Raw genomic sequence first — 24,090 nt, forward strand, 5'->3', positions numbered from 1 at the left:
TAAAGGAGTTGAAGCCCTTCAGCAGGGACTAAAAGCAGCCGGACAGAAACGCAAAAGCCCCGCCAAGGCGGGGCTTTTGTGTACCACTACGGTTATTTCTTTCCGAGCTTCTTCAGCTCTTCGTCACGCAATTCGCGGCGCAGGATCTTGCCCACGTTGGTGGTCGGCAAGCTGTCGCGGAATTCGACGGTTTTGGGTCGCTTGTAGCCGGTAACGTTGTCATGCATGTGCTGCATGACCTGCTCCTTGGTCAGACTTTCGCCCGGCTTGACCACCACAAACAGCTTGATCGCCTCGCCTGCTCGTTCGTCCGGTACACCGATAGCAGCACACTGCAGCACACCGGGTAGGGTCGCGAGCACGTCTTCCAGTTCGTTGGGATAGACGTTGAATCCGGAGACCAGAATCATGTCTTTCTTACGGTCGACGATGCGCATGTAGCCGTCGTCCTGGATGATGCCGATGTCACCTGTCTTCAACCAACCGTCAGCATCCAGGATTTCATCAGTGGCATCCTGGCGCTGCCAGTATCCCTTCATCACCTGAGGACCCTTGACGCAGAGTTCGCCGATTGCGCCCATCGGCAGGTCGTTACCCTCATCGTCGATCACTTTGCACAAGGTCGACGGCATCGGGATGCCGATGGTGCCGATCTGGATGCCGCCGAACGGATTGACCGAAACCACTGGGCTGGTCTCGGTCATGCCGAAGCCCTCGCAGATCTCACACCCTGTGACTTGCTGCCAGCGCTCGGCAGCGGCCAACTGAAGGGCCATACCACCGGAGAACGTGGCTTTCAGTGAAGAGAAATCCAGCTTGCGGAAGTCTTCGTTGTTGCACAGCGCCACGAACAGGGTGTTGAGCCCGACAAAACCTGTGAAGCGGTACTTGCCCAGATCCTTGACGAAGGTCGGCAGATCGCGCGGGTTGGTGATCAGCACGTTATGCGCGCCGATCAGCATCATGGTCATGCAGTGAAAGGTGAAGGCATAGATGTGATACAGCGGCAACGGCGCAACCATGGTTTCGCAACCATTACCCAGCTCGGAGCCCATCAACGCGCGGCACTGCAGCATGTTGGCGACGATGTTGCGGTGGCTCAGCATCGCTCCCTTGGCTACGCCTGTAGTACCACCGGTGTATTGCAGAACCGCCACGTCATCACTGGCCGGATTGGCTTCGCGCGGCGCCTTGCCGCGACCCAGCGCCATGGCATCGGTGAACTTGACCGCCTTGGGCAGGTTGTAAGCCGGCACCATCTTCTTCACATGCTTGACCACAGCATTGACCAGCATACGTTTGACGGTCGGCAGCATGTCGCCAACTTCGGTCACCACCACGTGGCGGATGCCGGTTTTCGGCAGCACCTCTTCTGCTAGATGGGCCATGTTGGCCAGGCAGACTAATCCCTTGGCGCCGGAATCATTGAACTGGTGCTCCATCTCCCGCGCCGTGTAGAGCGGGTTGGTATTAACCACGATAAGACCAGCGCGCATGGCGCCGAACACGACAATGGGGTACTGGAGAACGTTGGGAAGCTGGACCGCGATGCGATCGCCGGGCTGCAGATCGGTGTTCTGCTGGAGATAGGCTGCGAACTCACCGGACAGTTTGTACAGCTCACCGTAGGTCAGGGTCTTGCCGAGGTTGCTGAAGGCCGGCTTGTCTGCGAATTGCTCACAGGACTGTTTGAGCACAGCCTGAATGTTCTGGTACTCATCGGGATTGATCTCGCTCTTGACCCCGACAGGATACTTATCCTTCCAGAAGTTATCGGTCATGAAACCCCACTCCTAAGCGACAGCTTTACTGCATATAGCAGCTGTTTTGTTGTGTTTTGTTAATTTTTGTACGGAAGTTCCCGCCAAAAAGTGGACTGGAGGTTAGCAGTTTTGAAACTGGCCGAACAGTGTCCGGCCAGCTCGGAAAGGACACAAAGTGACCGAGCTGGATTAGCCGGTCACTTCTAGAGCGTCATCAGGCGTCGCTCGGTTCAAGTCTGATCGCGCAATTCCCGGCGAAGAATCTTGCCCACAGGTGTCATCGGAAGAGAATCTCGGAAGACCACGTGTCGGGGCACCTTGTAGCCCGTGAAGTTTTCCCTGCAATACGCCTTCAGCTCATCGACGGTCAGGCTGGCGTCGCTGCGCACAGCGAACAACTTCACGGCTTCACCGGACTTCTCGTCGGGCACGCCGATCGCTGCGCAGGCAGCCACCTTCGGGTGCGCCATGACCACGTCCTCGATCTCGTTGGGGTAGACGTTGAAGCCGGACACAATAATCAGGTCCTTCTTGCGATCAACGATGCGGACGAAGCCATCAGCATCAATCACCGCGACATCACCAGTTTTAAGCCACCCCTCAGCATCCAGCACCTCGGCAGTCGCGTCTGGGCGTTGCCAGTAGCCCCTCATAACCTGCGGACCTTTGACGCAGAGCTCACCGCGCTCGCCGAGGGGGAGCTCGCTGCCGTCATCGTCGATCACTTTCAACGTCGTGCCCGGCACCGGCAGGCCGACGGTTCCCAGACGTGAATGTTCACCATGAGGATTCGCGCAGACCACAGGTGAAGTTTCGGTCAAGCCATAGCCTTCGGTCACAGTGACGCCGGTCATGCCCTTCCAGCGCTCGGCTACCGCAGAAACGAGCGCCGTGCCGCCTGAGTTGGTGCCCTTGAGCGAGGCGAAGTTGATTTTCTTGAATTCAGGATGCGACATGAGCGCGACGAACAAGGTATTCAGCCCGAGGAAGGCCGTGAACTCCCACTTCTGCAGCTCTTTGACGAAACCATCAATGTCGCGAGGATTGGTGATCAACACGTTATGGTTGCCGGTCACCATCATGCACATGCAGTTAACTGTGAAGGCGTAGATGTGGTACAGCGGCAGCGGCGCGATCATGATTTCCTGCCCTTCCTTGATGATCGTATGCCCTTGCTCGTCCAGCTGCTGCATGTTGGCGTGAACCTGCTGCATATTCGCCACCAGGTTGCCATGGGTCAGCATGGCGCCTTTGGCCACGCCAGTCGTGCCGCCGGTGTATTGCAGGACTGCAATATCGTCCAGCGTCAGCGCAACCGGCTTGAGGCCATGCCGCCCGCCATCACGCAGCACGTGCTTGAACGACACGGACTGCGGCAGGCTGTAAGCCGGCACCATCTTCTTAACATGCTTGACTGCAGCGTTGACGAGCAGCCCCTTGAGCGAAGGCAGCATGTCGCCGATACGCGCCTCGATGAGGACCTCGATACTGGTGTCGGGTACAACCTCCTGCACGAGCTTCCCGAAGGTATTCAGGTACACCAGTGCCCGCGCACCGGAATCCTTGAACTGGTGGCGCATCTCCCGCGCGGTATACAGCGGGTTGGTATTGACCACGATAAGCCCGGCGCGCAACGCACCGAACACAGCGATGGGGTATTGCAGCAGGTTGGGCATCTGCACTGCGATGCGGTCACCGGGCTGCAGGTCGGTGTGATTTTGTAGCCAGGCCGCGAAAGCCGCCGAGTAACGTTCCAGGTCCGCATAGGTCAGCGTCACACCCATATTGCTGAAAGCGGGACGGTCTGCGTGAGTCTTGCAGGAGCGCTCGAATACCTCCACCACCGAGCGAAAGCCGCCCAGGTCCACGTCGTTGGGCACACCAGCGGGGCGTTTGTCATTCCAGAAGTCAGGTTGCATTGTTATTGGCCTCTATACCTGAGAGTGTCTGGCCCACTCGCGGCGGGCTGTGGCGAACTTAACAGCTCCGCTGTGCCGCGCAATAGCGAGGCGGGTGTAATCAGTGATGTGAATCTCCAGCCACTGCGCTAACCCTGCCCTGGAACAGGACAACCCCGCCGCAGACCTCTAGAATGCTGCCACCCAAGCGCCCGCACCGGCGCGCCCGCCATTTCCTGCCGCGGCTTCTGTCGAGGCCGGCCCTACCGTCCGTTTCCGTATTCTGAGGTTTACGCATGAGCACATTGAGCAATACCCCCTACGCTGACCTGGAAGTGGGCCAAAAGGCCACCTACAGCAAGACCGTAGAAGAACGCGACATTCAATTGTTCGCCGCAATGTCAGGCGACCACAACCCGGTCCACCTGGATGCCGAATTCGCCGCCTCGACGATCTTCCGTGAGCGCATCGCCCATGGCATGTTCAGCGGCGCACTGATCAGCGCAGCCGTGGCGTGCGAGTTGCCAGGGCCCGGCACTATCTATATTGGGCAGACGATGCGTTTCGTTCTTCCCGTCAAGCTGGGCGATACGCTGACCGTGCGCCTGGAAATTCTCGAGAAGCTGCCAAAATTTCGCGTCCGCATCGCCACTCAGGTATTCAACCAGCGCGACGAGATGGTCGTTGACGGCGAGGCCGAAATTCTCGCCCCCCGCAAGGCACAGACCGTCGAAATCAAAGCCCTGCCCCCGGTCACAATTGGCTGAGTCAACGAAGATCGCTAGAGCCTTCCGCCGCACAAGCCCATCGTTTGACGGCTGCTGAACTATGCAGGGAGGCCCACGCACCAGGGCGTCTGATTGTCGCCCTTCGGCAATTGACTGGCCCCAGCGACATGAGGCGCATCGGTACCCCGGGGAGCAGCCTCAAGCACACGCTAAGACGCCAAGCCACAGTGCACCAATGAACCGATATCCCGCCCTGAACCCGCCACTCGGTTCATGCGACCCCAGCGCCGCCGCTGAAACGCAGACAAAAAAAAGGGCGACCTAAGTCGCCCAAATGCCTTGCGTGCTCTTTGCCTCTAGCCGGATCACCGCTTCTTATGCGCGTCCCGCCAGATGAAATATCCGAAACCGCCGAGGAAGGCGACCATAAGGCCGACCGTGACCACCCCTGCGAGCACCACATTATCGACGAACATGATTTCCTACCTCCAAAGCTGTTTCGCTGTCTGATGGCTGCATAGTCTTCCTCTCCGCCGATAAAAAAATTGACCGACGTCAATCGCTGCGGAGCCTTTGAACAAAGGCTCCGCAGGAGCTGATCTGGATCAAAAAAACGGGGTGTCAGAAGGATGCAGCGGAACAGAAGCCACGCGATCGGCTATTGCACTGGCTTGGAAACGGACGGTCAGAGAGACCTGTCAGCGCTTTTTCGGCTTGGTCTTGGGCTTCTTCTTCGGCTTGCTCAGCGGTAGCACTTGCTCGAAGGCCTGGCGCATCTCGACGAGTCGCTTTTCCTTGATGTCGTGGATGCGCTTTTCACGTTCAGCGCTGAAGTCGATCAGCGTTTCTTCACTGCTCATAGGATGGGCTCGCGGATGATCTGGCGGAAAGTCAGGTTGAGGCGCGGTGCTCGGACCTTTCGTGTTCTGGCGATCTGGTGCTGCCAATGATGCTGCGTGAGACCGCTCATGACCAGCAGCGATCCATGCTCGAGCGCGATGGAGTGCGCAATCCTGTTGGTTCCCTTGCGACGAAAATCGAAACGCCGCGTTGCGCCCAGATTGAGCGAGACTACTAAAGGCTGATGGCCCAGCTCTCGCTCGTCATCGCTGTGCCAGCCCATGGCATCTTGCCCGTCGCGATAGAAATTGAGCAGCGCACCGTTCAATGACTGGCCGACCTGCCGTTCCACCTGTTGGCGGATATCAGCCAGCAATGGCGTCCAGGGAAGCGGTTCGTGAGTGAGGCCTGAATACTGGTAGAGCGCGTCAGCATCGCCATACCAGGCGACCAGTCGCGGCACGGCGATGCTGCGGCCATAGAGTTTGATCTGTGGTTGAGACCATGGCGTCTGCGCTGAAAGCTGCGACAGCCATTGGTCCGCCAGGCCTGGATCGACCCATTGCGGGAAATAGCGCAGATCCGCGTCTGGCAGTTCGATCACCTCGCTGTTGGCAGCCCCAGACAGATCAAACCTCGACATCCACCCATAACCCCTGTCGCGGAAGCTCTTCAAGGGCGGCCTGATCTTCTTCGGCGGTCTCGCCTTCGGCCAGCTCCTGAGCGGTATAGCCGCGACGACGCTGCCGCCTGCGTTGCTCGTCGCGAAGCATCTGCTCGGCTTCCTGCGGGTGACGACGATCGAGGCCCACCGAGCTTTCGTTGGCGCTCGGCTGAACGGGCGTCACCGGCGCGATATCAGGTCTCGGCTTGACCACGTCCTGTTGCGCGGTGACCTGGACTGTACCGGGTGGAATAACTGGCAGCATTTGTGCTCTCCAAAAGCAACGCCAAGATCAAGCGCCATTCGGGCAGTCCTGAACCAACCGAACGCTTAACCTGCTGTCGACTTTAACAGCAACGCTACACTGACTGGCGCGGTATCTGTCGTCGCTCTATCGGCAGTGTTCCGTTAATATACCTGGCTTTTTTACAGCGGGAGGCAGGGCATGGCGCAGCAGTATCTACCGGGGCAACGCTGGATCAGCGACAGCGAAGCGGAACTCGGTCTGGGAACCATCCTCATGCAAGATGGCCGCATGCTCACCGTGCTCTATCCCGCAACGGGTGAGACTCGCCAGTACGCCGCCCGCAGCGCCCCGCTGACCCGTGTTCGTTTTGTTCCGGGCGACGAGATCACGCATTTCGAAGGCTGGAAGATGACAGTGCGCGAGGTCGACGATGTCGATGGCCTGCTGGTCTATCACGGCCTGACCGCACAGAGCGAAGCCCGCACGCTGCCGGAAACCCAACTGTCGAACTTTATCCAGTTCCGCCTTGCCAGTGATCGCCTGTTCGCCGGGCAGATCGACCCGCTGAACTGGTTCAAGCTGCGTTACCACACCCTGGAAAACCAGAGCAAACAGCTGACTTCTTCGCTGTGGGGCCTGGGCGGCGTGCGTGCGCAACCCATTGCACACCAGCTGCATATTGCTCGTGAAGTCGCCGACCGAATCGCTCCGCGCGTTTTGCTCGCGGACGAAGTGGGCCTGGGCAAGACCATCGAAGCCGGCCTTGTGATCCATCGCCAGCTGCTCTCTGGCCGCGCCAAGCGCGTGTTGATCCTGGTTCCGGAAAATCTTCAGCATCAGTGGCTGGTGGAAATGCGCCGCCGCTTTAATCTGGAGGTCGCACTGTTCGATGACGAGCGTTTCATCGAGAGCGATGCCAGCAACCCCTTCGAAGACACCCAGCTCGCACTGGTCTCGCTGGAATGGCTGAAGGATGACGAGCGCGCTCAGGACGCTGCCTTTGCCGCCGGCTGGGATCTGCTGGTTGTGGACGAAGCGCATCACCTGGTCTGGCACCCGGAAAACGCCAGTGCCGAATACAAGCTGGTCGAACAGCTCTCTGAAGTCATACCAGGCGTTCTGCTGCTGACCGCAACGCCCGAACAGCTCGGCCAGGAAAGCCACTTCGCTCGCCTGCGTCTGCTCGACTCGAATCGTTTCCATGACCTTGAAGCCTTCCGCGCCGAGAGCGCCAGCTATCAGCCGGTCGCCCGCGCGGTGCAGGAACTGCTCGACGAAGGCCGGCTGTCGCAGGAAGCGCACCAGACCATCCATGACTTCCTCGGCGCCGAAGGTGAAGCGCTGCTTGCCGCGGCCACCGATGGCGACATCGAAGCCAGCAGCCGCCTGATCCGCGAGCTGCTCGACCGCCACGGCACAGGCCGCCTCTTGTTCCGCAACACCCGCGCCGCTGTGCGCGGTTTCCCTGAGCGTCAGCTACATCCCTATCCGCTGCCCTGCCCCGCCGAGTACCTGGAGCTGCCGTTGGGTGAGCACGCCGAGCTGTATCCGGAAGTCAGCTTCCAGAGCCAGCAGGAAGAGCCGGACGCGCAGAACCGCTGGTGGACCTTCGATCCGCGCGCCGAGTGGCTGATCGACACGCTGAAAATGCTTAAGAAGTTCAAGGTGCTGGTCATCTGTGCCCACGCCGAGACTGCGCTGGATCTGGAGGACGCGCTACGCGTGCGCTCCGGCATCCCCGCCACCGTATTCCATGAAGGCATGAGCATCCTCGAGCGCGACCGCGCCGCCGCCTACTTCGCCGACGAAGAGTTCGGCGCGCAGGTGCTGATCTGTTCCGAGATCGGCAGTGAAGGCCGTAACTTCCAGTTCGCCCACCATCTGGTGCTGTTCGATCTGCCGGCGCACCCGGATTTGCTCGAGCAGCGCATCGGCCGTCTCGACCGGATCGGTCAGGCACATGTCATTCAGCTGCACGTGCCCTATCTGGAAACCAGCCCGCAGGAACGTCTGTTCAAGTGGTACCACGAAGCGCTCAATGCCTTCCTCAACACCTGCCCCACCGGCAACGCCCTGCAGCATCAGTTCGGGCCGCGCCTGTTGAATCAGCTGGAAGAAGGTGACGACGACGAGTTCCAGAAGCTCATCGAAGAGGCCAGCGCCGAGCGCCAGCGGCTGGAAGCCGACCTGCACGCCGGCCGCGACCGCCTGCTAGAACTCAACTCCGGGGGTGGCGAACAAGGCAAGGCGCTGGTCGAAGCCATCGAAGAGCAGGACGACCAGTTCGCCCTTCCAATTTATATGGAAGAACTGTTCGACGCCTTCGGTATCGACAGCGAAGACCATTCCGAGAACGCCCTGATCTTGCGCCCCAGTGAAAAAATGCTCGACGCCAGCTTCCCGCTCGGCGACGACGAGGCGGTCACCGTTACTTATGACCGTGAGCAGGCGCTGGTCCGCGAAGACATGCAGTTCCTGACCTGGGAACACCCCATGGTGCAGGGCGGCATGGACCTGGTGCTGTCCGGCTCCATGGGCAACACCGCGGTCGCGCTGATCAAGAACAAGGCACTCAAGCCCGGTACCGTGCTGCTGGAACTGCTGTATGTCAGCGAAGTGGTGGCGCCGCGTGCGCTGCAGCTCAATCGCTTCCTCCCGCCTTTGGCGCTGCGCTGCCTGCTGGATTCGAACGGCAATGACCTGGCTTCGAAAGTCGCGTTCGAAACCCTGACCGATCAGCTGGAAAGCGTGCCTCGCGCAAGCGCCAACAAGTTCGTCCAGGCCCAACGCGACGTACTGGCCAAGCAGATCGCCGACGCGGAAGCCAAGGTCACCCCGCGCCACACCGAGCGCGTCGCCGAAGCGCAGCGCAAGCTGAAGGCGAGCCTCGACGAAGAGCTGACGCGCCTGACGGCACTGCAAGCGGTCAACCCGAGCGTGCGCGATAGCGAGATCGAAGCCGTGCGCAAGCAGCGCGAGGAAGGCCTGTCGATGCTGGAGAAGGCGGGTCTGCGTCTGGAGGCGATCCGCGTGCTGGTCGCCGGCTGAGGTTTATCGCGGTACGAGAAGGCCGGCTGCGAGCGATCGCAGCCGGCCTTCTTGTTTGCGTCTCCGGACGTTTTTTCAGTACTTGTCCATCGAGATCAATCACATGCAACCGAACGACCGATCTCGCACGTTCAACCCTTCCCACCATGGGAGTCGGTGCAGTACTAACGCCGCGCCACCGCCAGCAGCTGCCTGGCCTTTCGCTGGTCGTCTTCGTCCAGCTCTGCGAGCAGCTCCGGTTTTCCGGCAATCAGCAACGCCAGGGGTACACCGTCACGATAGAGGATGCGGTTGCCTGCAATAGCGGGTACGCGCTCGCCAGGTAGCAGCGTGCCGACCTGATTCAACGGGTCGACTGCCGAAACCGCAATCATCTCGCCGGCCAGCGGGCGCTTACGTACCTCACGCAGCAGGCCAACCGCTTCGGGCAAGGCGAACTGTTCGCCCGGCACGCCCGCCACGAAACGCCCGCCGCGAATGTCTCCCCGCGCTTCGAGCCGATGGTAGACCCGCAGAAGATCCCTCCAGGGCGGCAGCCAATCCGCCTCCCGGTCCAGCAATCGCCAAAACACCACGCCGTAGCGACGCAGCAAGGTCATCGCAATGTGCTCCAGCGCTTCGGGGTCGAGTGCGGGCCGACGCGCCGAGGTCTCGACCGGCGCTGGCGTGCCTTTGCGCACCAGCGCCCAACGGCCGGCATCGGCCATGCCGCCGATGAAAGGGCCGCCGCGGCTCTGTCGGGTGCTGCGTGAACGCTTCACAGCGGGCGCTAGTAGCGCCCGCAGACCGGCGAAGCTGTCGGCATTGACCAGCCCTACCGCGACCAGCTCACCCAGAGCATCCTCCAGTTCGCTGCGCAACAGGCGTGCCTCCTGCTGGAGTTCGTCGAAGAACAAAGCACCCTGCCCTTGCAACGTCTCGAACACCCGCTGCGCGCGTGAAGAAAGCTCGGGCTGCGGCGCCTCGCTGGCCAGTGCATACCAGGCTGCCAGCTGCCGGCGCGGGAGTAGCACGATGGGCGTGCCGCGCACCGGCCCGCTGCTGGCTTTGATCCGCCCGGCCAGACGCGTCCAGACGATGCGCCCGGAACGACATAACTCATCGAGCCAAGTGCCGCCGTAATCCTTCAAGCGCGCAGGCAGCAGGTCGCTTTCCCAAGCGCCCGCAGCGGCTTGGAAACCTTCCAGTTGCTCGACCACGGTATCGAGCGCCTCGGGGCCCTGCATTCGCGTGGCCTCGGATAGGTGCTGCCAGTCGAATAGAAACCGCATGAAATCAGCGCGCTCGACCGGTTCGATTTCGCGGCGCAGGCGCTTGACTGTGTAACGATGGATACGCGCCAGCAGGTGCCGCTCGCACCACTCATCTTCACGTGCGCCAGGCGTAAAGCGGCCGCGTAACACATAGCCCTCGGACTCCAGGCGCGTCAGCGCCAGCGCAACCGCCGAGGCCGGCAAGGCCAGCGGCCGAGCGATCAGCGGTACCGGCAAGGGGCCGAAGCCGGTCAGGCGCGCGCGGATCAGCTCGACCAACGCGTCGTCTTCGCTCGATTTCTGATCGAAGCCGGGCAACGGTTTGAGGACCGGCTCGCAACGAGCGCTGGGATAGATCGACTGCAACAGCGCCAGACGCTCGATGGGTAACCAGAGCGCGCGATCCTGCGCGACCTGCATCCGCGTTGCGCGCCCGCCACGAGCCAGTTCGCTCAGCCAGGCCAGCCACTGGGGATCGGCCTGCACTTCCACTTCAGCGATGCAGCCGAGCCCCGTCAGCGCTTCGTGCAACTCGTCCGGATTGCGTGCCTGGGGCCAGGCTTCCTCGCCCACCGCCTCGATCGCCGCAGCGTCCAGCGCACCGAGGTCGTCGGAAGATTCAGGGTCGGTCCAGCGGCGATTGAGCACGGCCTGGGTTCGGCGCTCTTCCAGTGGTGCATCGTCGAGAAAGGCGTACGGCCGCGCGCCCAGCACTTCCATGGCCAGCGGCGACGGTGTCGGCAGGTCGCGCGCCAGCAGCTCGATTTGGCCCGCCTCGATGCGCCGCAACAGCGCCAGCCAGCCTTCGCTGTCCATGGCCTCGTGCAGGCAGTCATTGAGCGTCTGTGCAACCAGCGGATGATCCGGCACCTCCCGCTCGCCGACGATGTTCTCCAGGCAGGCGACCTGGTCCGGGAACACGGTGGCAAGCAGATCTTCACTCTTCATTCGCTGCAGTTGCGGGGCCACCTTGCGCCCGCCGGCCATCCGCGGCAGCGCCAGAGCGGTAGTCGCGTTCCAACGCCAGCGCACCCCGAACAACGGCGCATCGAGCAGTGCCTGGATCAGCACCGCCTCGGCGCTGTTAGGGTGTAGGTAGCGCCACACCTCATCGAGCGGGAAGCTGTGACTGGTGGACAGCGAGAAGATGATCGCATCCTCGGTCGCCGCGGCCTGGAGCTCGAAGTTGAAGGTGCGGCAGAAGCGCTTGCGCAGCGCCAGGCCCCAGGCACGGTTGATCCGGCTGCCGAACGGCGAGTGAATAACCAGCTGGGTGCCGCCGGACTCGTCGAAGAAGCGCTCCATGATCAACCGCTGCTGCGTCGGCAGCGCGCCCAGCGCGGAACGGGCGCGCGCCAGGTACTCGACGATCTGGCGCGCCGCGGCGTCTGGCAGGCCAAGGGTGTCGGTGAGCCAGTCGATGGCAAGCTGCAGCTTTGATGTGGCCTCGGTAGTTTCCGGCGTTGTAGGAGCCAGCTCGCTGGCGATCCCAGGCCGCGTAAAAGCATCGCCAGCAAGCTGGCTCCTACGAGACTCAGCTTTCGCCAGACGCTCATCAACCTCCCCTCGCAGTCGCGCCACCGCTGCGGATAACTCGTCGCTACGCCCGGGCGCCTCGCCTATCCAGAACGGGATATTCGGCGGCTGGCCTTGCGCGTCTTCTACCCGCACCCGCCCAGATTCAACCTTGATGATGCGGTAGGAGGTATTGCCCAGCTGGAAGACGTCACCGGCAAGACTCTCAACGGCAAAATCCTCGTTGACCGTGCCGATATTGAAGCCCTGGGGTTCGAGCAGGACCGAATAGTCGGCATTGTCAGCGATGGTGCCGCCGGAGGTTAGCGCGGTCAGACGGCCGCCGCGTCGCCCGCGAAGGCTGCGGCTGACCAAGTCACGGTGCAGATATGCGCCGCGCGCACCGTGACGGGTGGTGTAGCCCTCGGCGAGCATTGCCAGCAGCGCCTGATAGTCCGTCTCGCTCAATTGTGCGTAAGGCATGGCCCGGCGAATCAGCGTCAACAGCGCCGCCTCCTGCCACTCCTGGCACGACACCTCGGCCACGATCTGCTGCGCCAGCACGTCCAGTGGCGCTTTGGGAATCACCAGCGTATCCAGCTCACCGCGACGCACGCTGTCGAGCAAGGCGGCGCATTCGATCAAATCGTCGGGTGAGCTGGGAAACAGACGCCCCTTGGACACGCCACCGACCTGATGCCCGGCGCGCCCGACGCGTTGCAGGAAGGCGGAAATCGAGCGCGGCGAGCCCAGCTGGCAGACCAGTTCTACATTACCGATATCGATGCCCAACTCCAGCGAAGCAGTAGCCACCAACACCCGAAGCTCGCCGCGCTTGAGGCGCTGCTCGGCATCCAGCCGTTGCTCGCGCGCCAGGCTGCCGTGATGGGCGGCGACCACTGCGTTGCCGAGACGCTCACTGAGATGCCGCGCGGCCCGTTCGGCCATGCGCCGGGTGTTGACGAAAACCAGAGTGGTCCGATGTTCAGCCGCCAATGCGGCAAGCCGGTCGTACACCAGCTCCCAGACATCGTTGCTCATTACCGCTTCCAGCGGGACCGGTGGCACCTCCAGCGCCAGGTCACGCGCTCGGCCGTGGCCCACATCGACGATTTCGCAGCGGCGCCCCGCACCGACCAGAAAATCAGCAACTGCCTCGATGGGTTTCTGCGTTGCCGACAGGCCGACCCGCACCAGCGGACGTGCGCACAACGCCTCCAGCCGTTCCAGCGACAGCGCCAGATGGCTGCCACGCTTGTTACCGGCGATGGCATGAATCTCATCGACGATCACGCTGCGTACACCGGCCAGCATTTGCCGACCGGACTCGGAACCGAGCAGCACATAAAGCGATTCCGGCGTGGTCACCAGAATATGCGGCACCCGTTTGCGCATCGCCGCGCGCTCGGCCTGCGGCGTGTCGCCGGTGCGCACAGCGGTGCGAATTTCCAGCGGTGGCAGACCGAGCGCTTGCAGCTGCGCGGAGATACCCGCCAGCGGCTGTTCCAGATTCACGTGGATATCGTTGGACAACGCCTTGAGCGGCGAGACGTAGAGTACCGAGGTCTGGTCCGGGAGACCGCCTTCGGCAATGCCCTGCTGCACCAACTGGTCAATGGCGGCGAGAAAGGCCGTGAGCGTCTTGCCCGAGCCAGTCGGCGCTGCTACCAGCGTCGACTGACCCGCGCGTATCAGAGGCCAGGCGCGGGCCTGAGCGGGAGTCGGCGCCGGAAAGCTGCAACCGAACCAGCCGGCCACGGCAGGGTGGAACGCAGCCAGCGCTGCATGGACGAGAGAGTCTGTCATCTCCTGAATATGCTGCCGCAGCGGCTCATCCACAAGGCCGACTCAGCACATCCCGTCGCGTCAAAGGAAACGGCAGCGCCGCTTGGCGGTCCACTTCATACAGCCCGAAGACGGAGAAACCCATGAGCAACCAAGCCTTGAACCTGGACGAAGCGATGCAGCTCGTTTCAGAAGCCTTTCTACCTTGCGGTTGCGTGACCAGCGCCAACCCTGACGACGACAGCTTCGGCTTTACCGTGATGTCGGGCAGCGGTACCGAAGTGCTACGCGTTGCCAACGTGTCACGCGAGGAATACACCAGCCCACAGCGCCTCGGCAGCGTTATCGAGCAAGCCAGGCTGGATGTCGAAGACAAGGATCAGCGCCTCGAGCCCTGGACCATGCCAGCCCTCGATGACGACACCGGCATCCCGGAAACCCCGCCGAACTATTGAGGCTTCTGCCAGTTGACGAGGACGACCATGAGCGACCCGGTACTTCTGATCACCGGCGCCTCCTCCGGGATAGGCGCTGCCACTGCCCGCCTCGCGGCCGAGGCCGGGTACCGCGTTGCCCTCGCCTCGCGCTCCGAGGACAAATTGACGCGACTGGTGAACGAGCTTGGCGGACGCGAGCGTGCGCTGGCGATCCGCTGTGACGTGAAGGAATACGCCGAGCAACAGGCCATGGTGGAGCAGGTACTGGCTCATTTCGGCCAGCTCGATGCGGTCTATGCCAATGCCGGCATGCCGGGCAGCGAAGGCGGCTTCAGCGGCGCCGATCCCGAAATCTGGCGCGAGATGCTGCTCACCAACGTCTACGGCGTCGGCCTGACGCTGCGCTGCAGCCTCGAAGCGCTCAAGGCCAGCCGTGGCCATTTGCTGCTGACCGGCTCAGCCGCGGGCCGCTTCGTGATCCCCGGCTCCATGTACAGCGCCAGCAAATGGGCGGTGACCGGCATGGGCCTGAGCGTGCGCGAAGAGCTGCGCGGCACCGGCGTGCGCGTCACGCTGATCGAACCGGGCATGGTCGATACACCGCTGTTCGATCAGCCGCCCCCCTATGCGCTACAGCCCGACGACATTGCTCGCGCGGTGGTCTACGCGCTGTCGCAACCAGGCCATGTCGACGTCAATGAGATTCTGATCCGGCCAGTCCCGCCGGTGGAGACCGATTAGCCGGTCGGTTTCTTTTCAGGCTGGACCGGCCAAGCTGTGGAACAGCAGATGATGGAGGCGGATGAGCGTTGAGCGGCCTGGCGATTCATCGCTGGGCTGCTTTCATGAATATCTTCAAAGAGGCGACCAGCCGCACGCCGCAGAAACTTTTGCGCCTCGCTTCGGGTCGCTTATAGAGGCGGTTTTTGGCCGCTCCATGCATCGATCAGGGGGATGTCCATGGGTAACCTGGCACAACAGCCGAAACAGCAACCGGTCCTGGCCGATATGGATCACCTGCTGCAGCGTTTCCAGCAGATTCGCGCCACCAGTGAAGCAATTTGTGCACCGCTGCAGATCGAAGACTACGTCATCCAGAGCATGCCCGACGTCAGCCCGCCGAAATGGCACCTGGCGCATATCAGCTGGTTTTTCGAGGCATTTCTGCTCAAGCCTTATCTGCCAGGCTACAAGCCACTGAATGCGGCTTACGACCACCTGTTCAATTCCTACTACGAAACCCACAGCACGCCGTTCCCACGGGTTCAGCGCGGGCTGATCTCGCGCCCTGGCGTAGAGGACGTCTACCGGTTCCGCCAGCATGTCGACCGGGCAATGGGCGAGCTGCTGACCCATCCGCCACAACAGCACGCCGCCGAAATCATGCACCGGGTCGAGCTGGGCTTGCAGCACGAGCAACAGCATCAGGAATTGCTGTTGATGGACATCAAGCACATCCTTGCGCAGAACCCGCTGCACCCTGTCTATCGCAGCGACTTAAAACCTGCACCCGCACGGCATAACGACCGTGTTCGCTGGCACAGCTATGCCGGTGGCGTGCGTCATATCGGCCATGCTGGTAGTGGCTTCGCCTTTGATTGCGAGACGCCGCGGCACCGCCAATTCGTCGAAGATTTTCAGTTGGCCGACCGCTTGGTCAGCAACCGCGAGTACCTGTCGTTCATCGCAGACGGCGGCTACGCGCGAAGCGAACTCTGGCTATCCGATGGCTGGGCGCATATCCGCCAGCACGGCTGGAACGCCCCGCTGTATTGGCATCGTGAGGACGGCGGCTGGTGCGAAATGACACTTGCCGGATTACAGCCACTGGACCTGGAAGCGCCCGTCTGCCACATCAGCTTCTATGAAGCGGACGCTTATGCACGCTGGGCCGACGCCAGGCTGCCCACGGAAGCCGAATGGGAGGTCGCCGCCACCGACCAGCCACGGCGCGGTAACTTTCTGGAAAGCGACCATCTGCAACCTGTTTGTGCCAGCGTGCCGCATGAGGGGCCGGCACAGTTGTTCGGTGATGTCTGGGAATGGACCGCCAGTGCCTATCGGCCCTACCCCGGCTTCCATCCGCTGGAAGGCAGCCTGGGCGAATACAACGGCAAGTTCATGTCCGGTCAGATGGTCTTGCGCGGCGGTTGTTGCGCCACTCCTGAGTCGCACATCCGCGCCACCTACCGCAACTTTTTTCAGCCGGCGATGCGCTGGCAATTCGCCGGGCTGCGCCTGGCCAGGGAGCTATGAAACATGGCACTAGCCGTACACTTTCATGACCAGACGCAGCCGACCCACGACAGCTCCCTGCGCGACGAGGCACTGGAAGGTTTCGCTGCATCGCCGAAACACATCTCGCCGAAGTTTTTCTACGACCGACGCGGCTCGGAACTGTTCGAGCAGATCTGTCTGCAGCCCGAGTACTACGTGACCCGCACCGAGGAAAAGATCCTCGCCAAGGCGGCAAACGAGATACTGGAAATCGCCGGCCCACAGACCGATCTGATCGAGCTGGGCAGCGGTGCCAGCCGCAAGGTACGCCTGCTGCTCGAGGGGCTGCGGCCGGTCAGTTACCTTGGCATCGATATTTCTGAAGACTTCCTGCTCACGAGTACCCAGCGCCTCGCCGCAGACTATCCCTGGCTCGAAGTGCACGCAGCCTGCGCAGATTTCTCAGACGAGCTGAAGCTGCCGGACGATTTCACCTTGCATCATCCGCTGGTGTTTTTCCCGGGCTCGAGCATCGGCAATTTCACCCCGCTGGAAGCTCGCAAACTGCTCGGGCATCTGCATGCAATCCTGCCACCGGGCGGTGGCCTGTTGATTGGCGTCGATCTGGTCAAGGACCGCAGCGTCCTGGAGGCGGCTTATAACGATCGCGCCCACGTCACGGCCGCGTTCAACCTCAACCTGTTGCAGCGCATCCGCCAGGAGCTCGATAGTGATATCGACCCGTCGCGTTTTACCCACCGGGCGTTCTTCAACGAGCAGGACTCGCGGATAGAGATGCACTTGGTCAGTCGTGAGGCGCAGGATGTGATGATCGAGGGCCAGCGGTTCCATTTCGATGCGGGTGAAAGCCTGCATACCGAGAACTCCTACAAGTACACCTTGCAGTCGTTTGCCGACCTGGCCAATAGCGCCGGCTTCGACTGCAGCGGCCAATGGACCGATGCTCAGGATTTGTTCAGCGTGCACTACCTGCAACGTCGTCCATGAGGCTCATCACCCAATACGTATCCGCCCTCACCCTCGCGCTTGGCCTAGGCAGCGCTGCTGCTGAGGAACCACCGTTGCGACTCAAGGACCTTCAGCGCTGCGGCGACCTGTTTTCCACCGAGCAGCTAACGTTCTGCCTGCGCAGCGAAGGCGTGACCAAGGCGGATCTGCAAGTGATGCTAGGCGGCAAACCCGTCGAAACCGCTCAGCAACAGAATGGGCGACTCCGCCTGACACTGAACCGAAAGGATCACCAGAGCGGTCCGCTCTGGCTGGAGCAAGGCGATCGCCACAGCAATCCGGTCTGGCTCACCCTCAACGGTAGCCACGTCGTGCCGGCGAGCCCGGACGAAGTAGCCAAGAACATGGATGGCCTGACCACCTACGTGGACCTGGTCAGCCTGATCATCGAAGAGGATCACGACGGACTGGAGGAATCGCGACGCCTGGCGAAGAAGTATGGCGCCGAAGTGGTTGGCGCCATTGCCCCACTCAATACCTATCAGCTGCGGTTGCCGGCCAAGAACCTGACCGAGCGCGACGCGCTGGTGCTGCGCCTGGGTAGCGAAACAAGCGTGGATGCGGTGGTTATCGAGGAATCCGGTGCCGAGGAGCCGCTGGAAGAAGACACGCAAACCAAGCCTCGCAACAGTGAATGGGTGGCCAACCGCTTTCTCGATGCCGTGGATTTCTATTTGCACCGGCTGCCCGGCCAGAAACCCTCCATCAAGACCCATCCGGTACGGATTGGCATCATCGAGCGCGACGTCGACTTCGATTCGCCCGAATTCGCGGCCTACCTGGGCAGCTGCGACCCAGCCAAGCCACGCACCTGCGTCTACGCGCGTGATGCCGAGTCTCCAGCGGACCACGGCACCAGTGTCACCGGCATCCTCGCGGCACGCAGCGTCGACCCAGGCGACAACGGCTTCCTCAGCGCCCTGGAACCGACCAGCTCCGGCTTCGAGGTGATCGTCGGGCGCAACTCGGATGCAGGCATCACCGCCAACGTCGCGGCCTCGGTCAATCTGGTCGAGGACGGCGTGCGCGTGCTGAACTGGAGTTGGGGTATTCACCGCGTCGGCACGCTCGACGTGGACGGCGAGAAGATCGATTCACTGGTGCGCTCCGGCGTGGCGATGAGCGGCTATGAAGAACTGCTTGAGGAATTCTTCCTCTGGTTGCGCCGCGAGCATCCGGACGTGCTGGTGGTGAACTCCGCCGGTAACGGATCGGCGCACTCCGGCCAGGACGATTATCGGCTGCCCTCCTCCTTCATCACTGACCAACTGCTGGTGGTGGGCGCGCATCAGCGCGACTTCAGCAAGAACGTACCGGTAGACCACCCGGACTACGTGACCAAGCGCCCATCGTCCAATATCGACATGCGAGTCGATATCACCGCTTCGGCATGCACCCGAGCGGCAACGCTGGAACTCGGCAAGCGCGGTGAGGTGCATTGCGGCACCTCGTATGCCACGCCAATGGTGACGGGGGTCGTCGGTGCGATGCTGTCGATCAACCCGGCCCTCGAGCCGGCACAGCTGCGTGAACTGCTGCGTCGAAGCGCGCTCACCATCGGCCGCAACAGCGACTTCGAAGCAGTAGAAGCCGATGACCTGACCGCGCCGATCCTGCCATCTGAGCGCAGCTACCAGCTCGACAATCAGGACATTGGCCGTTCCGCTCGCCTGGACATGCGCAAAGCATTGGAACTGACTGTCGACAGCCTGCAACAGGTGCGTTGATCAACGGGCCGGCCACGGCCCGTCAACCACGTTATTTCCTTACGGTTGCAAGCTGCAGTCGCTTAGAACAATGCGGCTTCGCTCTGAAACACTCTGCAATAAAACCAGGCGCATGACCATTCAAAGTCAAACCGCTCAAGCAAAGCGGTGACGCTCGGCCAATTTAGCCGTCAAGTTTCGTAGTCCCGCATTCAAACTCAGTTAAATCAGGAACTTGCTTGATAATGTCATTTCAATACTTATAAGCCACTATGTAGTGGCGATATAGCAATCAGCCATTAAATATTTTTAGTTATGTGATTTTTTGGCGCCAATATAAGTTCAAAATTTAATAATCAATCTATATAAAGCCTATGCACGCAGCGACCGGGAACTTCCTGAGGCGCTAAAGCGTTGCCTGGTGGCGTCAACGGTCGGTGCTTCGTTCGATGCATGGGTCTTTGGATGCCTTCGCACTTTTTAAAGGGCTTCGGCCCTTTGTCGTATTAAGTTTCGGAGATATCAATGCTCGTCAAAGCGACGGTTAGCACACGTAACGTGCTGCTCGGTGCTGCGTTATTCGCAGCCACTCTAGGCATGATCAGCCCAATCCAGACGGCCCACGCCGCTGCAGCCTCGACGGCTTCCGCTCTGCAGACAGTCGCCACTGCCAAGGTCAATGACTTCACCGGTCCGCAATGGCTCAAAGGTAGCTGGCGCCAGTCGGCCGGTCTTTCGATCCCAGCCACAGCAGCCAATAAAGCAGCGTTCAAGAAAGGCGCCCAGGTCCGGACGGCAGACGGGCAGGTCCGCACCGTCAAAGTGGTTTACTTTTCAGGCGCCCACATGAGCGTGATGCTCTCGGGGGCGACGCTGAATGCATCCAACAATGGCCATCCGAAAAGTGTCTCGGCCCTTGGCGCAAGTGCCGCTGCAGGTAGTGCCGTAACTGCGCCCAGCAACAACGTCGCAGCTGATACTTCATCTCACAGCAGCGCAATCAACAACTACACGAATAACGACTGGTTGAATGGTGTATGGCGCAGGTCGGCAGGTTTTTCGATTCCCGCCAGCAGCGCGAACCGCTCTGCCTTCAAGGTCGGCTCCTCGGTGAAGTTGGCTGACGGCCAGGTGCGCAAGATCAACGCCGTGTATGTGTCCGGCAAGAACATGAGCCTAATGCTTTCCGGGGCGACCCTAAGCGGCAAACTTGGCTACCCGAACAAGCTGTTCTCGGCCACCAGCAGCACTGCTCCGGCTTCGCCAATTGCTCCAAGCAAGCCCGCTGCGCCGGCGCCAGAGCCGGTCGTTAGCCAACCTGCGACCGGCTCCTCCATGACGACTGCACTCAACGCATTTAACGGCGGCGATTTCGTCAACGGCGTGTACAACACCAGCAAATTCGTCGGCATTTCGGTCAAGGCGACGGCGGAGAACAAGGCGGCATTCCACAAGGGCGCGAAAATCCGTTTCTTCGGCGGCCAGGTGCGCACCATCAAGCTGATCTACCATTCCGGCGGCAACATGACCGTCATGGTCGATGGCGGCCCTATCGACGGCAAGGCTGTAGGTTATCCCCGCACCATCTCGGTTAGCAGCACCGGCTTCAGCAATACGAGCCCAAGCGCTGGCAGCACAGCACCCGCTGCCGACGGAGTGGCGCCGGCGAATCCGATCAATCTGGTCGGCATCAACCTGGCCGGCGCGGAGTTCGGTGCAGATGTCGCACTGCCCGGTGTGTATCTGAAGCAGTACATCTATCCAGGAGAGGCTCACTTCAAGCGTTACGCTGAGCGCAATCTGAAGCTGGTGCGCCTGCCGTTTCGCTGGGAACGGATTCAGCCGCGACTCAACGGCGAGCTGAACAGCGTTGAGCTTGGCCGCATGCTGGCAACGCTCGACCATGCAAAGAAATACAACATGCAGGTCATCCTCGACATGCATAACTACTACCGCTACCACGGCAAGATGATCGGATCCAACGAGGTGCCCGTGAGCGCGTTTGCCGATGCCTGGCGGCGTATTGCGCAAAAGGTCGCCAACCACCCGGCAGTCTATGGCTACGGCTTGATGAACGAGCCCCACACCACTAACGGAAAGTGGCCCGCCGCCGCACTGGCTGCTGCAAAAAGTATCCGCACCCTGGACGCCGACAACTGGGTCGTCATCGCGGGCGATCGCTGGTCAAGCGCCTTCCACTGGCCGTCCTACAACACTCAGCTGGTGAAGGACTCATGGATGCGCGACCCAAACAACAACCTGATGTTCGAGGCCCATCTGTATTTCGATAAGGATTACTCGGGCTATTACACCAACCGCTACGAGAAATACGACCCGATGATTGGCGTGGTTCGCGCAAAACCCTTCGTCGAGTGGCTGACCCGATATCGTCTGCGGGGCTTCATCGGTGAGCACGGGGCGCCGGACTTCTCACCATCGGCCGTGGTTGCCATGGACAACCTGCTCCAGTACCTGGGCCAGCACTGCATTCCCAGTACGTACTGGGCAGCCGGGCCTTGGTGGGGCGACTATGCGTTGTCGCTGGACGTGAAAAGCGGCAAACCTCGCCCTCAGTTGCCGATATTACAGAAGCACGCCGCTAACAAATCTTGCGGGGCCGTTGGTCCGCTGCGGTAAAGACCCAACCGGCGCCCCGCATCGGCGGGGCGTCTTCCTACCGGCAGTTAGCCTGCTGCCGCTACGCTGTCGAATACTTCCGGGGTCAAAGCCGCCTCACCTTTTTCGTCCAGACGGCGACGGTTCTCGGTTCGACCTGCCCCACCCTCAAGCATCTCCATCAGGCGCACGCCTCGGTCAGTCAGCACGAAATTCTCGCCATTGCCGCCTTGCTCCTCCGGACGCGTCACCATGAAACCACCTTCGAACAGCAGGCTCTCGTAGTTTTGCGCCTCAGCCTTCAAGGAATCCATGTTGGGCATTGGCTGGCCGGCCTCTTCCGCCGCCAAGGCATGCTCGTCAGCGTACTGACGTGGCGCGAAGCTCTCGTTTCCAGATTTCTGCGCTTCGCGCAGCAGGCGTAGCATCAAGTCCCAGTCGTAGGTCATGTCCGTTCTCCTGTTGCGCCGCTTCGGGAGGCGGCCATTGTTATTCGGACCCCATCCGCCGCGGCATGGTTCGATCCAGCGCAACCGCAAAAGGCTGAACTAAAGCGCGCCACTGGCGATCCACCAGATAGGTCGTTAATAAAGGAGCGCGCCATGAAACGCCTGATCATCCCTTTTACCCTTGCCCTGCTGGCCAGCCAGCCAGTGCTCGCCGACCAATGCACTACCGACGAGATCAATGCCAAGGCCAAGCAGCTCGCTGATCGAGTCAATGCCCTTACGGAGAGCAATCCGAAGCGAGCCGCGGAGATCAATGAAGAGTTGCGCGATATGGAGGTCAAGCAGACTGCCGAGCAGTTGGGCAGCGAATGCGAAGCCTACGAGAAGCGCATCATGCATGTGGAGCAGGCGGAGAAGCAGGCCGATATCGCACCGGCCGAAAAGCGCTAAGCATGGAAACGAGCCAGGGCAGCGATGCCGCCCCGGCTATTGCAGATCATTCTGCTGCGGGCTTTTTCCGCCGTAGAGGCGCGAGACCGTCCTGACTGACGAGCGGTGACGCCGGCGCTTCGCGTTTGGCGTTCTTCGGTCGCTTGGCTACTGGCTTGGCTGCGGCCTTGCCCTTCTTGTCCGCGGTTTTTTTCTTGTCGTCCTTTTTCTTCTTGGTGCCGGCGGCCTTGCCCGAGGCCTTCAGATTCTTCGGCCCCATGTAGCTGCCTTTCAGGCCCTTGATGACGCGGTGTTCGAAGCGCTGCTTGAGGTAGCGCTCGATGCTCGACATCAGATTCCAGTCGTTGTGGCAGATTAGCGAGATGGCCAAGCCTTCAGCCCCAGCGCGGCCGGTGCGGCCGATCCGGTGTACATATTCATCGCCCGAACGCGGCATGTCGAAGTTGATCACCAGATCCAGACCTTCGATATCCAGCCCACGCGCGGCCACATCGGTGGCCACCAGCACCTTGACCCCGCCTTCCTTGACCCGGTCGATGGCCAGCTTTCGGTCTTTTTGATCTTTGTCGCCATGTAGAACGAAGGCCTTCACGCCTTCCGCGACCAGACGGCCATAGAGACGGTCTGCCTGTACGCGGGTGTTGGTGAAAATCACGGCTTTCTTGTAGGTCTCGTTGGCCAGCAGCCAATGCACCAGCTTTTCTTTGTGCTCGGTGTTTTCGGCCGTGATGATCTGCTGGCGCGTACCTTCGTTGAGCTCGCTAACGCGGTTGAGCTGCAGGTGCAACGGATCACGCAACACGGCGGCGCTCATTTCGCGCAGCGCGGCGCCCCCGCTGGTAGCCGAGAACAACAGGGTCTGCTGACGCTTGGCACATTCTCCCACCAGGCGCTGCACGTCTTCGGCGAAGCCCATGTCGAGCATACGGTCGGCTTCGTCAAGGATCAGCAACTCGACATCCTTGAGGATCAGGGTACCGGCGTTGAGATGTTCGATCATGCGACCTGGTGTGCCGACGAGGATGTCCGGCACCTTGCGCAGGATCGCCGCCTGGACCTTGAAGTCCTCGCCGCCGGTGATCATCGCCGACTTGATAAAGGTGAACTGCGAGAAGCGTTCGACTTCCTTGAGCGTCTGTTGGGCCAGCTCACGGGTCGGAAGCAGGATCACCGCACGCACATCGGTACGCACCACGGCATCGCCGATCAGCCGATTGAGCATTGGCAGCACGAAGGCGGCGGTCTTGCCACTGCCGGTCTGGGCCGTCACCCGCAGATCACGCCCTTCCAGCGCGGGGGGGATAGCCGCTACCTGCACCGGGGTCGGCTCGACGAATTTGAGTTCGGCGACCGCCTTAAGCAGGCGTTCGTGGAGGGCGAATTGGTCAAACAAGGGTGACACCTCAAGCAAGTCGAAAAAAACGTGGCATAGAGTAACCCGTCCG

18 protein-coding genes are annotated in these 24,090 nt (G+C 61.2%); 9 read left to right on the forward strand and 9 right to left on the reverse strand.

Features of this window, described 5'->3' with window-relative positions; genetic code table 11:
- Window positions 1–92: 92 nt before the first annotated feature.
- Both fadD1 and fadD2 read right to left on the reverse strand, forming a co-directional pair.
- Window positions 93–1,781: a long-chain-fatty-acid--CoA ligase FadD1 gene (gene fadD1 / locus RT21_RS09265; RefSeq protein ID WP_046162515.1), complete on the reverse strand. Its 1,689-nt coding sequence runs from the start codon at window positions 1,779–1,781 to the stop codon at window positions 93–95.
- A gap of 212 nt (window positions 1,782–1,993) precedes the next feature.
- Window positions 1,994–3,682: a long-chain-fatty-acid--CoA ligase FadD2 gene (fadD2, locus tag RT21_RS09270; RefSeq protein ID WP_046162516.1), complete on the reverse strand. Its 1,689-nt coding sequence runs from the start codon at window positions 3,680–3,682 to the stop codon at window positions 1,994–1,996.
- Between the two features lie 275 nt (window positions 3,683–3,957).
- Between fadD2 and RT21_RS09275 the strand changes: the two genes are divergently transcribed.
- Complete coding sequence (locus RT21_RS09275) at window positions 3,958–4,428, forward strand: MaoC family dehydratase (protein ID WP_046162517.1); 471 nt, start codon at window positions 3,958–3,960, stop codon at window positions 4,426–4,428.
- Window positions 4,429–4,754: 326 nt separating this feature from the next.
- Here RT21_RS09275 and ccoM read toward each other — a convergent pair whose 3' ends face one another.
- The 4 genes from ccoM to RT21_RS09290 form a co-directional block, all read right to left on the reverse strand.
- Window positions 4,755–4,865 carry a cytochrome c oxidase subunit CcoM gene (ccoM, locus tag RT21_RS24290; RefSeq protein ID WP_045425123.1) on the reverse strand — a complete coding sequence of 37 codons (111 nt, stop codon included), beginning with the start codon at window positions 4,863–4,865 and terminating at the stop codon, window positions 4,755–4,757.
- A gap of 222 nt (window positions 4,866–5,087) precedes the next feature.
- Entirely contained in the window at window positions 5,088–5,249 is a 162-nt protein-coding gene (locus tag RT21_RS23810; protein ID WP_177327077.1) for a hypothetical protein, read from the reverse strand.
- Window positions 5,246–5,872, reverse strand: coding sequence for an alpha-ketoglutarate-dependent dioxygenase AlkB family protein (locus tag RT21_RS09285; RefSeq protein WP_046162518.1), 627 nt, complete (start codon window positions 5,870–5,872; stop codon window positions 5,246–5,248). Before RT21_RS09285 ends, RT21_RS23810 begins: the two co-directional genes overlap by 4 nt.
- On the reverse strand, window positions 5,859–6,158 hold the full coding sequence (locus tag RT21_RS09290; RefSeq protein ID WP_019341144.1) for a hypothetical protein: 300 nt from the start codon (window positions 6,156–6,158) through the stop codon (window positions 5,859–5,861). The genes RT21_RS09285 and RT21_RS09290 overlap by 14 nt, the downstream gene beginning before the upstream one ends.
- Window positions 6,159–6,338: 180 nt before the next feature.
- Here RT21_RS09290 and rapA point away from each other — a divergent pair, with 180 nt between their 5' ends.
- Entirely contained in the window at window positions 6,339–9,188 is a 2,850-nt protein-coding gene (rapA, locus tag RT21_RS09295) for an RNA polymerase-associated protein RapA (protein ID WP_046162519.1), read from the forward strand.
- 164 nt (window positions 9,189–9,352) lie between these two features.
- Here rapA and RT21_RS09300 read toward each other — a convergent pair whose 3' ends face one another.
- A complete protein-coding gene (locus RT21_RS09300; protein ID WP_046162652.1) occupies window positions 9,353–13,762 on the reverse strand; it encodes a DEAD/DEAH box helicase in 4,410 nt (1,469 codons plus the stop codon).
- Window positions 13,763–13,884: 122 nt separating this feature from the next.
- Here RT21_RS09300 and RT21_RS09305 point away from each other — a divergent pair, with 122 nt between their 5' ends.
- The 6 genes from RT21_RS09305 to RT21_RS09330 all read left to right on the forward strand — a co-directional run bounded on the left by RT21_RS09305 (window position 13,885) and on the right by RT21_RS09330 (window position 21,767).
- On the forward strand, window positions 13,885–14,196 hold the full coding sequence (locus tag RT21_RS09305; protein WP_045425111.1) for a hypothetical protein: 312 nt from the start codon (window positions 13,885–13,887) through the stop codon (window positions 14,194–14,196).
- A gap of 27 nt (window positions 14,197–14,223) precedes the next feature.
- Complete coding sequence (locus tag RT21_RS09310; RefSeq protein ID WP_046162520.1) at window positions 14,224–14,919, forward strand: SDR family oxidoreductase; 696 nt, start codon at window positions 14,224–14,226, stop codon at window positions 14,917–14,919.
- Between the two features lie 219 nt (window positions 14,920–15,138).
- On the forward strand, window positions 15,139–16,434 hold the full coding sequence (gene egtB / locus RT21_RS09315; RefSeq protein ID WP_046162653.1) for an ergothioneine biosynthesis protein EgtB: 1,296 nt from the start codon (window positions 15,139–15,141) through the stop codon (window positions 16,432–16,434).
- 3 nt (window positions 16,435–16,437) lie between these two features.
- Complete coding sequence (egtD, locus tag RT21_RS09320) at window positions 16,438–17,403, forward strand: L-histidine N(alpha)-methyltransferase (protein WP_046162521.1); 966 nt, start codon at window positions 16,438–16,440, stop codon at window positions 17,401–17,403.
- Window positions 17,400–19,151, forward strand: coding sequence for a S8/S53 family peptidase (locus RT21_RS09325; RefSeq protein ID WP_046162522.1), 1,752 nt, complete (start codon window positions 17,400–17,402; stop codon window positions 19,149–19,151). Before egtD ends, RT21_RS09325 begins: the two co-directional genes overlap by 4 nt.
- 504 nt (window positions 19,152–19,655) lie before the next feature.
- Window positions 19,656–21,767, forward strand: a complete 2,112-nt coding sequence (locus tag RT21_RS09330) for a glycoside hydrolase family 5 protein (RefSeq protein ID WP_046162523.1) — start codon at window positions 19,656–19,658, stop codon at window positions 21,765–21,767.
- A 47-nt stretch (window positions 21,768–21,814) separates the two neighbouring features.
- Here the strand turns inward: RT21_RS09330 and RT21_RS09335 are convergent, their stop codons facing one another.
- Window positions 21,815–22,195 (reverse strand): hypothetical protein, encoded by a 381-nt coding sequence (locus RT21_RS09335; RefSeq protein WP_046162524.1) that lies wholly within the window; start codon window positions 22,193–22,195, stop codon window positions 21,815–21,817.
- Window positions 22,196–22,348: 153 nt separating this feature from the next.
- Here RT21_RS09335 and RT21_RS09340 point away from each other — a divergent pair, with 153 nt between their 5' ends.
- Window positions 22,349–22,645 carry a hypothetical protein gene (locus RT21_RS09340; protein WP_046162525.1) on the forward strand — a complete coding sequence of 99 codons (297 nt, stop codon included), beginning with the start codon at window positions 22,349–22,351 and terminating at the stop codon, window positions 22,643–22,645.
- A 46-nt stretch (window positions 22,646–22,691) separates the two neighbouring features.
- Here the strand turns inward: RT21_RS09340 and RT21_RS09345 are convergent, their stop codons facing one another.
- A complete protein-coding gene (locus RT21_RS09345; RefSeq protein WP_046162526.1) occupies window positions 22,692–24,038 on the reverse strand; it encodes a DEAD/DEAH box helicase in 1,347 nt (448 codons plus the stop codon).
- Window positions 24,039–24,090 lie beyond the last annotated feature (52 nt).

It is taken from the genome of Pseudomonas sp. 10B238 (assembly GCF_000970615.1).
Taxonomy (GTDB): Bacteria; Pseudomonadota; Gammaproteobacteria; order Pseudomonadales; family Pseudomonadaceae; genus Stutzerimonas.

Excerpts from the sequence above, each read along its gene's own strand:
- fadD1 (WP_046162515.1), bottom strand. The coding sequence starts at position 1,781 with ATGACCGATAACTTCTGGAAGGATAAGTATCCTGTCGGGGTCAAGAGC.
- fadD2 (WP_046162516.1), bottom strand. The coding sequence starts at position 3,682 with ATGCAACCTGACTTCTGGAATGACAAACGCCCCGCTGGTGTGCCCAAC.
- RT21_RS09275 (WP_046162517.1), top strand. The coding sequence starts at position 3,958 with ATGAGCACATTGAGCAATACCCCCTACGCTGACCTGGAAGTGGGCCAA.
- ccoM (WP_045425123.1), bottom strand. The coding sequence starts at position 4,865 with ATGTTCGTCGATAATGTGGTGCTCGCAGGGGTGGTCACGGTCGGCCTT.
- RT21_RS23810 (WP_177327077.1), bottom strand. The coding sequence starts at position 5,249 with ATGAGCAGTGAAGAAACGCTGATCGACTTCAGCGCTGAACGTGAAAAG.
- RT21_RS09285 (WP_046162518.1), bottom strand. The coding sequence starts at position 5,872 with ATGTCGAGGTTTGATCTGTCTGGGGCTGCCAACAGCGAGGTGATCGAA.
- RT21_RS09290 (WP_019341144.1), bottom strand. The coding sequence starts at position 6,158 with ATGCTGCCAGTTATTCCACCCGGTACAGTCCAGGTCACCGCGCAACAG.
- rapA (WP_046162519.1), top strand. The coding sequence starts at position 6,339 with ATGGCGCAGCAGTATCTACCGGGGCAACGCTGGATCAGCGACAGCGAA.
- RT21_RS09300 (WP_046162652.1), bottom strand. The coding sequence starts at position 13,762 with ATGACAGACTCTCTCGTCCATGCAGCGCTGGCTGCGTTCCACCCTGCC.
- RT21_RS09305 (WP_045425111.1), top strand. The coding sequence starts at position 13,885 with ATGAGCAACCAAGCCTTGAACCTGGACGAAGCGATGCAGCTCGTTTCA.
- RT21_RS09310 (WP_046162520.1), top strand. The coding sequence starts at position 14,224 with ATGAGCGACCCGGTACTTCTGATCACCGGCGCCTCCTCCGGGATAGGC.
- egtB (WP_046162653.1), top strand. The coding sequence starts at position 15,139 with ATGGGTAACCTGGCACAACAGCCGAAACAGCAACCGGTCCTGGCCGAT.
- egtD (WP_046162521.1), top strand. The coding sequence starts at position 16,438 with ATGGCACTAGCCGTACACTTTCATGACCAGACGCAGCCGACCCACGAC.
- RT21_RS09325 (WP_046162522.1), top strand. The coding sequence starts at position 17,400 with ATGAGGCTCATCACCCAATACGTATCCGCCCTCACCCTCGCGCTTGGC.
- RT21_RS09330 (WP_046162523.1), top strand. The coding sequence starts at position 19,656 with ATGCTCGTCAAAGCGACGGTTAGCACACGTAACGTGCTGCTCGGTGCT.
- RT21_RS09335 (WP_046162524.1), bottom strand. The coding sequence starts at position 22,195 with ATGACCTACGACTGGGACTTGATGCTACGCCTGCTGCGCGAAGCGCAG.
- RT21_RS09340 (WP_046162525.1), top strand. The coding sequence starts at position 22,349 with ATGAAACGCCTGATCATCCCTTTTACCCTTGCCCTGCTGGCCAGCCAG.